The sequence below is a fragment of the Mesorhizobium sp. M0954 genome, assembly GCF_040319155.1.
GTDB lineage: Bacteria > Pseudomonadota > Alphaproteobacteria > Rhizobiales > Rhizobiaceae > Mesorhizobium.
Window position 1 is genome coordinate 190,307 of the sequence record NZ_JAMYNR010000013.1, and the last position, 12,297, is coordinate 202,603.

Here is a 12,297-nt window from a genome sequence, read left to right on the forward strand (position 1 = left end):
GAATCGATTAGCCAGCCGAAATATCGGCAATAGGTCTTAGCTCTCGTGAAAATGATTGTAGACCAATTTCGCCACCTGCTCCGAAATGCCGTCGACCTTGACCAGGTCCTCGACGGCGGCACGGCTGACCGCCTTGGCCGTACCGAAATGCATCAGCAGCGCGCGCTTGCGGCCGGGGCCGATGCCGCTGATCTCGTCGAGCGGGCTCTTGACCATCTCCTTCTTGCGGCGGGCGCGGTGCGAACCGATGGCGAAGCGATGGACCTCGTCGCGCAGCCGCTGGACGAAATAGAGCACCGGATCGCGAACGGGCAGCGAGAATGGGGCCTTGCCCTTGACGAAGAAGCGTTCGCGGCCGGCATCGCGGTCCTGACCCTTGGCGATGCCGATGGCCACGACGCGGTCCTCGATGCCGAGATCGGCGAGAATCTTGCGCACCGCCGTCATCTGGCCCTGGCCGCCGTCGATGAGGATGACGTCGGGCCAGGCGGGGAAGGCGCCCGCGTCCTCGATATCGTCGCCCGGTTCGGTAGGGCTCGCCTCGTCCGCGCCCTCGGTTTGCGGGGCGTCACCATGTTCCTTCAACAGCCGCGAGAAGCGCCGCTGCATCACCTCGCGCATCATGCCGAAATCGTCGCCCGGCGTGATCTCGGTCGAGCGGATGTTGAACTTTCGATACTGGTTCTTCACAAAACCTTCCGGCCCGGCGACGACCATGGCGCCGACCGCGTTGGTGCCCATGATGTGCGAGTTGTCATAGACCTCGATGCGCACCGGCGGCTTTTCCAGGCCGAAGGTCTCGGCAAAGCCAGTGAGCAGCCGCGCCTGGGTCGAGGTTTCGGCGAGCCGCCGGCCGAGCGCCTCGCGCGCGTTCTGCAGCGCGTTGTCGGTCAGGTCCTTCTTCTCGCCGCGCTGCGGCACGGAGATCGACACCTTGCGGCCGGCGCGGGTGGAGAGGGCCTCCGCCAGCAATTCCTGGTCCTCGACGCCATGCGACAACAGGATGGTGCGTGGCGTCGGCTTGTCGTCGTAGAACTGCGCCAGGAACGATCCCAGCACCTCGCCGGCTTCGAGCGCCGGATCGGCCTTGGGAAAATAGGCGCGGTTGCCCCAGTTCTGGCCGGTGCGGAAGAAGAACACCTGGATGCAGACCTGGCCGCCCTCCTGATGGATGGCGAAGACATCGGCCTCGTCGACGGTCTGCGGATTGATGCCTTGATGGCTCTGCACATGCGACAGCGCCGCCAGCCGATCGCGATAGATGGCGGCGCGTTCGAAATCGAGGTTCTCCGAAGCCTGCTGCATGGCGGCGGAGATCTCCGTCTTCACCTTCTGGCTGCGGCCGGAGAGAAAATCCTTCGCCTCGGCGACAAGCCTTGCATAGTCGCCGTGCGAGATTTCGCCGGTGCACGGGCCGGCGCAGCGCTTGATCTGGAACAAAAGGCAAGGCCGGGTGCGGTTCTCGTAGAAGGAGTCGGTGCAGCTCCTGAGCAGGAAGGCGCGCTGCAGCGAGTTGATGGTACGGCCAACTGCGCCGGCCGAGGCGAAGGGGCCGAAATAGTCGCCCTTGCGCGAGCGCGCGCCGCGGTGCTTGTAAATACCGGGCGAGACATGGTCGCCGGTCAACAGGATATAGGGGAACGACTTGTCGTCGCGCATCAGCACGTTGAAGCGTGGCCGCAAGCGCTTGATGAGGTTGGCTTCAAGCAGCAGCGCTTCGATCTCGGTGCGGGTGACGACGAACTCCATGGTCGATGTCTCGCGCACCATGCGGCCGATACGGCTGGTGTGGAACCGGCCTTGCGCGTAGCTGGTGACCCGCTTCTTCAGGCTGCGTGCCTTGCCGACATAGAGCACGTCGCCGGCGGCATTCATCATGCGGTAGACGCCGGGCGCATTGGGCAGCCGCTTTACCAGCGTCTGGATCACCTCGGCGCCGACCATACCGTCGGCGTCGCCGGCATGCGGGGTCCAGTCGATGGCGGTGAAGGTAACGTCCGGACCGCTGGCTGCAGGCTCGACGACTTCCTCGGCCGCCTCGTCCTCGAGGTCGATTTCGGGCGGCAGGTCGTCGGCGCCACCGCGCGTTTTTTGTTTCTGGTCCATGGGGCTCATTCCGTCATGCCTGTCACATCGGGCGTCTGCCATGCAAGATGCTGGCCGCCGTCAAGCGCGATCATCTGGCCGGTGACCGAGCGTGCCGCCCAGAGATAACGGATAGTGGCACCGAATTCCGGCAATTCCGGGCCGCGTTTCAGGATCAGCCCGGCAATCTGGGCATCGAAATCGCTGTCGTGCTGGCGCGTGTTCTTCAAGGTCGGGCCAGGACCAATGGCGTTGACACGGATGCGGGGACCCAGCGCCTGCGCCATCATCTCGGTCGCCGCCCACAAGGTCGACTTCGACAGCGCATAGGAGAAATAACGCGGCGTCGGTCGCCAGACGCGCTGATCGATCATGTTGACGATCAGCCCCTCACTGTTCTGCGGCAAGGCCCGGGCGAAAGTCTGTGCCAACAGCGCCGGCGCCTTGACATGCATGGCGAAATGGCGATCCCAGGCCGGCCAGTCGAAATCCTCAACGCTGTCGTGCTCGAACAGCGAGGCGTTGTTGACCAGCAGCGACACCGGCCCGAGCGCCGCCGCCGCGCGACCGACCAGGTTGCTGACGGCGTCCATCTCGGTCAGGTCGGCAGCAATCACTGCGGCCCGGCCATGTCGACCAAAATGACCACTGTTGATTTCGGCCGCCAGTGCCTCCGCCTCGGCCAGCGAGCGATTGCAGTGAATGGCGACGGCAAAACCATGCGCGGCAAGATCTTCGACGATCGCCCTGCCGATCCGTTTCGCACCGCCCGTCACCAGTGCCGTCGCGGCGACCTTGCTCATCTGTCAATCCTTAATCCGATGCCGATTCCGGCCTGCCGGGATCGCGCCGGCAAATTATGGCCCGCCAAGCGTTAAATCCCATTTCCACCTGGGGCAGGATTGTGGCAAAGTGCCCGGTGGGCGTTTTGGTTCGACCGGAATTCGGGCCAGCCCGCCCGCAATATAGGGCTCTGGAGCCCTTACACCAAGCCGTGTGCAGTGCAGCACGGCGAACCTGCTGACATTCGCTGTTGCGAAGATGCAACGTCAAGGTTCTGCCTCATTCGTGCCAGGGAATGACCCAAGTTCAGGTTCGCTTCAGCCGCATTTCGACACGACATTTGGAACCGTTGAACGCCGGATCCGTTTCATCCCCCGGACGGGTTGAGGGCGCTCATAAACAACAAGCCTGTGTCCTGTGGCTTAAGGAGTAAAGAACAATGCAAGCCAATCTTAAATTTGCGCGACCGCTCGCGGTGGCGTTTGGGCTGTTCGCCCTCGGCGGAACCGCCTATGCCGCGGACGTGGTTCAGGAAGAGCCGCCGGCACCTGCCCCGATCGCAGAACTTCCGGTCGCATCCTGGGCCGGTCCCTATGCCGGTGTGAGCGTCGGCTACGGCTTCGCTGGCCACGCCAAAGCCAAAGACATTGGCGTCGACGTCGACACCAAGGGTTTTGTCGGCGGCGTCTTCGGCGGCTATAACTGGCAGCAGGAGAACTTCGTCTACGGTGCCGAAGCCGATATCGGCTACAACGGCGTCAAGGGCGACGATGCCGGCATCGAGGCCAAGGGTGGCTTCGAGGGCTCGCTGCGTGCCCGCCTCGGCTACGCTGTCACCCCGGACATCCTGCTCTACGGCACCGCCGGTGGCGCGCTGAAGAACCAGAAGATTGAAGCTGCCGGCGTAAGCGACACCAACACGCAGTTTGGCTGGACAGCCGGCGTCGGTACCGACATCAAGATCACCGACAATGTGTTCGGCCGTGTCGAGTATCGTTACACGGACTTCGGCAGGAAGGACTTCGACGGTATCGGCAAGGTCAAGTCGACCGACAATCGCGTCACTTTCGGCGTCGGTATGAAGTTCTAAGTCGTCCAAGCCACGACACGAAAAAGCCGGGCCTCGCGCCCGGCTTTTTTTGTGGCACCGGTTGGGGCCGCCCGCCCTCAAGCCGGGATGGCGGGCTTCAGCTCCGGGAATTTCTCGTCGAAGCGTGCCGCCCAGCGCGTCAGCCGGCCGCGGCCCTTTTCCCATTTTCCAGCGAAGCGCAGCGAGAGATAGCCGAGGCAGGCGCGCAATGCGATCTGGCCGAGGGTGATTTTCTTCGGCAGCTTCGGCGGGTTTGCGTTGAGCAGATCGAGCGCGTCCGAAATCTTCGTCCACTGGCGCTCGAGCCAAGGCTGGTAGACCATCTCTTCCGGCCGTGTGCGCCGCTCGTAGACCATCGACAGCGCGCAGTCGCAGATGCCGTCGGCCAATGCCTCCAGCACCTCCGCCTCGAGGCGCTTGTCGGGATTGCGCGGAAACAATGCGTTCTTCGACATCCGGTTGAGATGCTGGGTGATGGCGCGGCTGTCATGGACCGAGCGGCCGTCGTCGAGCACCAGCACCGGGATCTTGCCGAGCGGATTGGCGCCGATCAGCGCGGCCGGTCTTTCCTCGGTCTTTATCGGCACGAGATCGACGGCGATGCCGGCATGAAGTGCTGCCATGCGCACCTTGGAACTGTAGGGAGAAGTAGACGCGTAGAGCAGTCTGGGCATTGTCGATTCCTGTTTGCCGGCTACAGCTCCATATGCCCCATTGGACGCGCAAAGGATGCGGTAGCATTGTGACTTCGTGCATGACCCTCACCGAAAATCGATTCCGACAGGGGCTCGTGCATGGGCACCGTTGACCGATCATGCAGGGTTCATCAACGGCCAGAGGCGGAAAACCGCGCCGCCAGCGTACAACCATTGTCTCGCGTTCGGATGCGATGAATCGGAGGTGCGTCGGCAGACGCGAGCGCGTCGGACAATCCAGATCCGAGCAACTACCAACTAGGCCTTGCACCGAAGGTTTGGTTTTGGCAGCCACGAAAATCCCACCGGACTTCGCCGCACGGCGAAGTCCTGGGAGCTGCGAAAAGATGTCTTCCTCCCGCCTCTTTCTCGTCCTGCCCGACCGTCAGCCAGCAAGCGAGGCGCCTATTAGGCATCCCGCCATGGCTGTCTTGAGTACTGTCCCCGGCGATCGGAGAACGGCGACTACTTCTTGGCCTTCGCCTTTGCGGGCGCTGCCTTCGGCTTGGCCGCGGGCGCTGCTTTCTTCACTGCTGCGGAAGATTTCGCAGCGGCGGCCTTTGCCGGTGCTGCCTTCTTCGCAGCGGGCTTCGCCACGGCCTTTGCAGCCGGCTTCTTGGCCGGTGCAGCCTTGGCCTTGGCCGGTGCTGCTTTCTTCACGGCCGGTTTTGCCGCGGCCTTGGCGGCCGGCTTTTTGGCCGGCGCTGCTTTTGCCTTAGGCGCAGCGGCCTTCGCTTTGGCCGCGGGTGCTGCTTTCTTCACAGCAGTTGCGGCCTTTGCCGCGGCTGCTTTTGCCGGTGCTTTCTTTGCCGGTGACTTTGCCGGTGCCTTGGATGCCGGCGCTTTGGATGACTGCTTAGCCATATCATGCCCCTTCCGTTGTGCCGACGGCCGTTATTGACCCGGCGCGCATTGCATATCTGACTCGCGGCTTGCTAGCCAGCGAAGCATTAGAATGATTTTTGCAGCTTAAGTTTCGGTTACGGCGAGCGCGCGACCATTTTACCCGCGCAAAAACCGGCTGCGAATCTTTGTGTCCCGCAGCGAAGTTCTGCGACAGAAATTCTGGTCGTTCTATCTCGACCGGTCTTCTCGTCAAGCTCAGGACCTTTTCGACCAGCTTTGCGCTTCAACGTCCGACGCTCAGCGCGAACATTGTCAAGAACGAAGGCGGTCGCCCGCCTCGTCTTGTTCGAAAAGATAAACTACAGGTAAGTAGGAAGCAACGCGACGAGCACGCCGCTGCACTATCTTGCACGACGCGATGAAAGTAAGCAGACAGCTCGCATTTCTGAAGGACAGGATATCGTTCGATAGATCCGGTCGAGGCGACCGCGTGATCGAAAGCGCTTGGCCGTTCAGGCGCCGAGCGGCTCACGGCTTATCTGCAGCCGGCGCGAAGGCTCGGCCCTGTGGAGATGGACGGCGAAGGTATCCCATGGCGGCATGACCGAAATCTGCGCCAGGATGCGCCCCGCTTCACCGCGATGATAGCCGCCGTGCAGTACGACGTGGGTCAGCATTTCCTGTCGCGACATCAATGCCTTATCCCCGTCGGTGAACACGAATGCGACGGGCTCGGACAGCTGCCGCGACGAGACGGTTTCGAGATAATCGAGATACCAGCGATCGGTCGCTGCGACTGCGGCGCGAAGTTCGTCGAACGCCGGCGTGTCCTCGGTGCTATCGGCGGAGTAGCCATGGCTTGCGTCAACCAGGTGCGCCGAGAATATCCGCGACACCACATGGCTGTGATCGATGAGCCCTATCACGGCCTGCCGTTCCTTGCCGTGAACATGCGGGTCGAGACTCGCGAGCTTTTCCAGCAGTTCGTCGTTGGCCCAGGCCTGATAGGCAAACAGGCTGCGAAGCAGAGCGAGCGCATTCATGGTCGGTGTCCTTTTTCGGAAATGCGAGTATGTTGTTTATATTTTCAGGAGAATGGGCGAACGTGTCTACTCGCATTGCAAAACCGCATCCGCGCATGCGCAAACAGCCGCGCCAGGCGCGTTCCAGGGCAACCGTCGAGGCGATCATCGAGGCGGCGGCTCATGTTCTGAGCGGGCTGGGGTGGGCCGGCTTCACCACCAACAAGGTTGCCGAGACAGCAGGTGTAAGCATCGGCACGCTCTACCAGTATTTTCCCGACAAGCTTTCCCTGCTCGCTGCCGTCCGGCGCCGTCACTTCGATCATGTGCTGTCGGTCATTCGCGATTCGGCGGAAGACCAAAAGCCGCTCAGGAAATTCGCGCAGGAGCTGGTGCGCGGCATGATCGCTGCGCACAGCATTCACCCGACACTACATCAGGTGCTGCTCGACGAGGCGCCGGGCGATCGCGGCTCCAGGGCCGCCCATGCTTCGTTCCAGGCACAATACCTCAATCACTATGCGACTGCTGTCGCCACTTATCGCAAGCCAAGGAAAGGCGCCGACACGGAGGCCGTGGCGCGCGTGCTGTCGTCAGCGATCGAAGGTGTGATCCATAACGCGGCACGCCGGAACATGCTCGCCGCGCCGGAGCTGCAAAAGCAACTCGTCGAACTGATCTGCGCCTACCTATCGGGAGCAGGCCGCATCGGTCGATAGCGCATGGCACGGCGGAAGTCGGGATTTCTGTGTGTCGTTCAAACCCGGCTTACGAGGTGCGGCAAGGACGATGCCAACAATGCCGCACCTGATGCGGCCAAGAGTGTGAGGACGATCGTTCGAAAAGTCGCCTCGCTAACGCCGATGTAGAGTCTCGCGCCAAGGAGTGTCGGTATCAACATCGCCGGCGCGACGAGGGCAAACATCGGCAGCATTTCGAGCTTGATCTTTCCGGCCGCAAGATAGGCAGCCATCGTCATGGAGAGGGTCACAAGGTTGAAATTCTGGATGACAATACGCTGCCTGTCCTTTTCCCATTGGCGCAGCACGCACCACAGCGTTGGAACCGGGCCGGTGAAGCCGCCAAGTCCACCCATGATGCCGCCGACCAGACCTATTGCACCGTCTGCAACAGGACCCCCGACCGTGATGGGAGGGAGGCGAGGCGCAAAGAGCATCAAGGGACACCAAACGACCAGCAGCGCTCCGAAGACCAACTTGAACAACTGCACATCCAGCAAAGGCAGGATGGCGACACCGACCGGAATCCCGATGATCCCCCCGATCAGGAATGGCAGCAGAAGCTTGAGGTCGAAGCCCCGGCGGACGGTGACGGCGGCGATGATCTGGCCGGTGAGCGCCCCAAAGACCGCCATGGCGGCAGCAAGCTGGGGCTCCACGGTCCAAACCCAAATGGACATGGCAACCAGGCTGAAAGCGAACCCGGAAAGCCCCTGGACGAAGCCTGCAACGACCGCGCCGAGAGTAACAGTATAAACAAGCGAATCCATGTGGTGCTGTTTCCCCCGCAAAATGATCGATGTGGTCGGTTGGCGTTGACATGCATGGAAGTCTCCGATTTTCGCAACCTCGTCCGACCTTGGACCCTCAACACCAGAGAGGTATGAATGTCCTCCTTGCCGAGCTTGGCATTTGTCACATGGTTTTCGGCTGATCCCAGATCAGCCGCGGCTTTCTACGCGAATTTTGGAATTGTCTTCAGGCAAGAGCAGCATGGCTCCGGTCCGATACATTTCGCGTTCCAAGGTGAAGGGCTTGCGATCGAACTCTACCCGGCAGAAGCAACGACGCCGGAAGGAGCGGGAACGATGATCGGCTTCGAAGTCGCCAACGCAGATGAAGCTGCTTCTGCCGCCAAGGCCAACGGCTTTGGAATCATTGCGGACGTCAAGGCGACGGCTATGGGCAGACGTGTGATCGTCCGTGATCCTGATGGCCGTCAGGTGTTCCTTTTCTCGACCACCTAAGTGACGCAACAATCCGTCGGGATCGGAAGGCGCTGGTCAGCGCAGGACGCGGCACCGGCCGTTGTAGACCATCCAGCGGTCGAAGCCCGAGACGCAGAATTCGACATTGTCGCCGATCGAGGCAAAGCCCTGGCCTTCCTCGATCAGGTACCAGATGGTGCGAGCGCCGCCGTCGGAGAGGCTGACGGTGGCGCCGCAATAACGGCGGCCGATCGGCCAGGTGTCGTCGGCCGGCAGATAGCGATGCTGGTGGATGCGCTGGAAGTCGACGATCTGCACATCCGGCAGATGCGGCACGTGATGCACCTGATAGGAGAAGCGGTCGGTGATCTTGTTCAGCACCCAGGCCTCGCCGCAGACGCCGCTATCCTCGTCGGTATAGATTGCAAGGTCGGCCGCCTGGACTGCCTGGGTGACGCCAAGAGGCGCGGCCAGCGGCGTGCAAAAGGCGAGCAGTGCGGCAAGGGCGGATTGGGCGAAGCGAGTCATGGCAGCCTCTCAAGGTCGACTGCGCGCACTGTGCGGATTCGCTGACGCGCGGTCAAGCGGTTGTAGCGACCGTGGTTGTGGTGACGATGGTTGCGCTGACGGAACGGCAGGGCCGCGCCCTCAAACTACTCTCCCGCCAGCCAGTCCAGCGTCCAATGCGACGGCTGCTCAAGTGCAAGCAGCCGGTGCAGCGCCGGCAGCAGCGTCCGTAACTCGCCTTCCAGCGTGAAGGGCGGATTGACCACCACCATGCCGCAGCCGTCGAGGCTCGGCTCGACGGCGTCCGGCCTGATCTCAAAACCGATGTCGAGCAGCTTCGAAATGCCCGTCTGCTTCAGCGCCTTGCGGAAGGCGGCGACCGCCCTGCGGTCCTTGAGCGGATACCACAGCGCGTAAATCCCTCCTGGCCAGCGCCGATGGGCTCTTTGCAGCCCGTCGACCAAGCGACCGAACTCGCCCTCTTCCTCGAAAGGCGGATCGATGAGCACGAGGCCGCGCTTTTCCTTTGGCGGCAGATGCGCGCCGAGGGCCAGCCAACCGTCGAGCTCGATCACCCGGGTCTGGAAGTCGCCGTCGAACAGCGCCTTCAGCCTGGCGGCATCCTTAGGGTGCAGTTCGACCGCCGACAGCCGGTCCTGCTTGCGCATCAGGTGCCGGGCGATCAACGGCGAACCCGGATATTTTTTCACGCCGCCGTCCGGATTGAGCGAGCGGACGGCTTCAAGATACGGCGCCAGCAGTGCTGCCGCCGGCGCATCGAGGGCCGCATCGACGAGCCGGCCGATGCCGCCTTGCCATTCGCCGGTCTTTTGCGCTTCGGTCGAGGACAGATCGTAACGGCCGATCCCGGCATGGGTGTCGATGACCCGAAACGCCTTGTCCTTCTGTTTCAGATATTCAATCAGCCGGCTGAGCACGACATGCTTGACGACGTCGGCGAAGTTCCCGGCATGGTAGGCATGGCGATAGTTCAATTGGAGCCCCTGCCCCAGCGCGGCGGTGGCGGCTGCGAGTTCGGATTTTCCGGCCGGCGGCCGCCGAAACGGAATGCCAGCACCAGCCCGACCAGGCCCGCCGCCATCAGGGAAAAACCAACCGGGCGCGCCCGGCGGTCGACCTCGCCGGCCCCCGAGCGCAGGACGAGATCGACGGCCCGCATCGGAATGCCTTCGGCGTCGCCCGGACCGACGGTGAAGATGTAGGAACCAGGGGTAACGGTCGGGATCAGGCCAGCCTCGTCGCGAAAGATCCTGTCCGGCAGTTGCGGGCTGACCTGGCGCGGATTGTCGGAATGGTTGAACTGCAGCGTCGAGGCGAGCACCGTCCTGCCGCCGGTGGCGGCAGTGAGGGTCAACACAGTGCGCTGCTGCGAGACGATGCGCTCGGCTCTTGCCGTAAGGTCGACCAGCAGGCGTAGCGGCCCGTCGCGTGCGCTCAGGGGCACGGTCACCGGCTTGAACCGGCCCTGGTCGTAAACTCGCCAGGTGCCGATCTCACGGCCGGAGAAATTGGTCATCGCCCAGGGATAGACGACGCCGATGCCGGTACCGATGAGCAGTATCAGGGCGAACAGGGAGCGCATGACATCAAGACCCGGTGTTCGGCGCGATGGCGCGGTCGCGGGCGTTCTCCATTTCGTCCAGGAGCATGTCAAGGCCAAGATCAAACGTCCGGTCGAAGTCGGCGGTGCCGAAATAACGCCCGGCCGCAGCTATTTTTGGAAAATCCTGCGCCAGTTGCTCGTCGCTGACGATGGTCACGGCCGAAGGCCCCTTTGCATAGCCGGCAGTCTCGTCGAGGATGGCACCCATCAGATAATAGCCAGTGGTGCGGAACAGCCGCGCACCCAGTTCCGGTCCGAAGCCGCCGGCCTCGAACAGGCCAAGGATGCCGTTCAGCCAAGTGAGACACGTCGGCGAATTCATCCGGTAGGTTACAAGGAACGTGGCAAAGGCCGGGTGCTCACGCGCGACGCGGCGGAAATCCTGCACGGCAATGCGTAACCTTTGTCGCCAAGGGAGGTCCGCGTCGGGCATTTCGAGGGAGCCGATCAGCCGATCCACCAAGGCTTCGAAGAGATGCGCCACCGAAGGAAAGTGGTGATAGATGCTCATGGCTTCGCAGCCGAGTTCTGCCGCCAGCTTGCGCATCGAAAACCCGGCGAGGCCCTCGCTCTCGATCACCTTCAAAGCGGCATTCTCGATCATCTCGCGAGACAGCCGGCCGCGCGGTCGCTTTTTTTTGATCGATGTGTCCATGGTGCCGCTTGACAACTTACGATGTAAGGTTCATTTTCGACGTTACCTTACACCGTAAGGCCAACAAACGCCAGAGGAGAATGTCATGTCTGCCTATCGTACTCTTTCATCAACGCATTCTTCCATCCGCCGCGCCTGCCTGCTCGCCGCCACCTGTGTGCTGACCCTGGCTGCAGCTCCTTCTTATGCCGATGAGTATGACGCGACCGTCAAGGACATCCAGTCGACCATGGGCGGCGTACCGAGTTTCGTAATGCAGTTCCCGAAAGTCGGTCTGCCTGGTGCATGGGCCGAGGTCAAGGCCATCCAGCTCAGCGACAAGACGGCGCTGCCGCCGAAGGTCAAGTCGCTGATCTCGCTGGCAGTAGCGGCGCAAATCCCGTGCAACTACTGTATCTGGTCGGACACGCAGGACGCCAAGCGCGCCGGCGCCACCGACGAGGAGATCCAGGAGGCGGTCGCCGTTTCAGCGCTGACCCGCCATTGGAGCACCATCTTCAACGGCATGCAGGTCGATTTCGATACGTTCAGGAAGGAGATGGGCGGGCAGTAATGCTTTCGTTATTCGAGCGGGACGCGTTCAGACTGAATTAGCCTTCCCGCTTCGACTGTTTGTGTGATCCGCCAGCACCTCATCGATGACCCGCCACGATTTTTCCGCCTCGCGCTGGTTGCCGTCATGTCCCGAAGCGACGATCAGCGCCTTCCACAACGCCCAGCCCCGTGCGCGCGCCCAGCTGTGCTCGTCAAGGGCAATGGCGTCGCGGAACGCCTGACGGCTCTCGCCGTAAAATTCCGTCCACGCGATCACCAGATCACAGGCAGGATCGCCGATAGCCGAACTACCGAAATCGACGACCGCGTAGAGCTTGCCATCTTCGACGAGCAGATTGCCCGAGGCGACGTCGCCATGGACCCAGACCGGCGGGCCCGGGCCCCCCGCGGCCCAGGCCCGCGGCCCCCCCCCCCCCGCCGCCCCCCGGGGGGGGCGGCCGCCCCCCCCCCCCCCCCCCGCCGCGGGGGCGGCGGGGGTGGCCCCAAA

At 62.6% G+C, this 12,297-nt stretch carries 15 protein-coding genes; 4 read left to right on the forward strand and 11 right to left on the reverse strand.

Annotation, left to right across the window (positions count from 1 at the left end):
• Nucleotides 1-36: 36 nt before the first annotated feature.
• Nucleotides 37-2,115 carry an excinuclease ABC subunit UvrC gene (gene uvrC, locus NKH93_RS19700; RefSeq protein ID WP_352920946.1) on the reverse strand — a complete coding sequence of 693 codons (2,079 nt, stop codon included), beginning with the start codon at nucleotides 2,113-2,115 and terminating at the stop codon, nucleotides 37-39.
• Nucleotides 2,112-2,888, reverse strand: a complete 777-nt coding sequence (locus NKH93_RS19705; protein WP_352472599.1) for an SDR family oxidoreductase — start codon at nucleotides 2,886-2,888, stop codon at nucleotides 2,112-2,114. The genes uvrC and NKH93_RS19705 overlap by 4 nt, the downstream gene beginning before the upstream one ends.
• A 419-nt stretch (nucleotides 2,889-3,307) precedes the next feature.
• Here NKH93_RS19705 and NKH93_RS19710 point away from each other — a divergent pair, with 419 nt between their 5' ends.
• Nucleotides 3,308-3,958 (forward strand): outer membrane protein, encoded by a 651-nt coding sequence (locus NKH93_RS19710; RefSeq protein WP_292662341.1) that lies wholly within the window; start codon nucleotides 3,308-3,310, stop codon nucleotides 3,956-3,958.
• A gap of 77 nt (nucleotides 3,959-4,035) precedes the next feature.
• Here NKH93_RS19710 and NKH93_RS19715 read toward each other — a convergent pair whose 3' ends face one another.
• The 3 genes from NKH93_RS19715 to NKH93_RS19725 form a co-directional block, all read right to left on the reverse strand.
• On the reverse strand, nucleotides 4,036-4,632 hold the full coding sequence (locus NKH93_RS19715) for a glutathione S-transferase family protein (RefSeq protein WP_352472598.1): 597 nt from the start codon (nucleotides 4,630-4,632) through the stop codon (nucleotides 4,036-4,038).
• 486 nt (nucleotides 4,633-5,118) lie between these two features.
• Nucleotides 5,119-5,517, reverse strand: a complete 399-nt coding sequence (locus NKH93_RS19720; protein WP_352971491.1) for a hypothetical protein — start codon at nucleotides 5,515-5,517, stop codon at nucleotides 5,119-5,121.
• Nucleotides 5,518-6,011: 494 nt separating this feature from the next.
• On the reverse strand, nucleotides 6,012-6,542 hold the full coding sequence (locus NKH93_RS19725) for a DinB family protein (RefSeq protein WP_352971493.1): 531 nt from the start codon (nucleotides 6,540-6,542) through the stop codon (nucleotides 6,012-6,014).
• 62 nt (nucleotides 6,543-6,604) lie between these two features.
• Between NKH93_RS19725 and NKH93_RS19730 the strand changes: the two genes are divergently transcribed.
• Nucleotides 6,605-7,240, forward strand: a complete 636-nt coding sequence (locus NKH93_RS19730; protein ID WP_352501863.1) for a TetR/AcrR family transcriptional regulator — start codon at nucleotides 6,605-6,607, stop codon at nucleotides 7,238-7,240.
• A 38-nt stretch (nucleotides 7,241-7,278) separates the two neighbouring features.
• Here NKH93_RS19730 and NKH93_RS19735 read toward each other — a convergent pair whose 3' ends face one another.
• Nucleotides 7,279-8,031, reverse strand: coding sequence for a sulfite exporter TauE/SafE family protein (locus NKH93_RS19735; protein ID WP_352971495.1), 753 nt, complete (start codon nucleotides 8,029-8,031; stop codon nucleotides 7,279-7,281).
• Between the two features lie 117 nt (nucleotides 8,032-8,148).
• Here NKH93_RS19735 and NKH93_RS19740 point away from each other — a divergent pair, with 117 nt between their 5' ends.
• The gene (locus NKH93_RS19740; RefSeq protein WP_352472594.1) at nucleotides 8,149-8,508 is read left to right on the forward strand and encodes a VOC family protein; all 360 of its coding nucleotides are present in this window, start codon (nucleotides 8,149-8,151) and stop codon (nucleotides 8,506-8,508) included.
• 36 nt (nucleotides 8,509-8,544) lie between these two features.
• Here NKH93_RS19740 and NKH93_RS19745 read toward each other — a convergent pair whose 3' ends face one another.
• The 4 genes from NKH93_RS19745 to NKH93_RS19760 form a co-directional block, all read right to left on the reverse strand.
• A complete protein-coding gene (locus NKH93_RS19745; RefSeq protein ID WP_023677684.1) occupies nucleotides 8,545-8,997 on the reverse strand; it encodes a hypothetical protein in 453 nt (150 codons plus the stop codon).
• A 125-nt stretch (nucleotides 8,998-9,122) separates the two neighbouring features.
• On the reverse strand, nucleotides 9,123-9,971 hold the full coding sequence (locus tag NKH93_RS19750; protein ID WP_352771103.1) for a 23S rRNA (adenine(2030)-N(6))-methyltransferase RlmJ: 849 nt from the start codon (nucleotides 9,969-9,971) through the stop codon (nucleotides 9,123-9,125).
• Nucleotides 9,968-10,579 (reverse strand): hypothetical protein, encoded by a 612-nt coding sequence (locus NKH93_RS19755; RefSeq protein WP_352472592.1) that lies wholly within the window; start codon nucleotides 10,577-10,579, stop codon nucleotides 9,968-9,970. The genes NKH93_RS19750 and NKH93_RS19755 overlap by 4 nt, the downstream gene beginning before the upstream one ends.
• Before the next feature lie 4 nt (nucleotides 10,580-10,583).
• Complete coding sequence (locus tag NKH93_RS19760; protein WP_352820217.1) at nucleotides 10,584-11,255, reverse strand: TetR/AcrR family transcriptional regulator; 672 nt, start codon at nucleotides 11,253-11,255, stop codon at nucleotides 10,584-10,586.
• An 85-nt stretch (nucleotides 11,256-11,340) separates the two neighbouring features.
• On the opposite strand from NKH93_RS19760, the gene NKH93_RS19765 reads away from it, so the two are divergent.
• A complete protein-coding gene (locus NKH93_RS19765; RefSeq protein WP_352685017.1) occupies nucleotides 11,341-11,808 on the forward strand; it encodes a carboxymuconolactone decarboxylase family protein in 468 nt (155 codons plus the stop codon).
• Between the two features lie 27 nt (nucleotides 11,809-11,835).
• On the opposite strand, the gene NKH93_RS19770 is transcribed toward NKH93_RS19765, so the two are convergent.
• The coding region (locus NKH93_RS19770) for a phosphotransferase (RefSeq protein ID WP_352971497.1) at nucleotides 11,836-12,297 on the reverse strand (462 nt) is incomplete at its 5' end.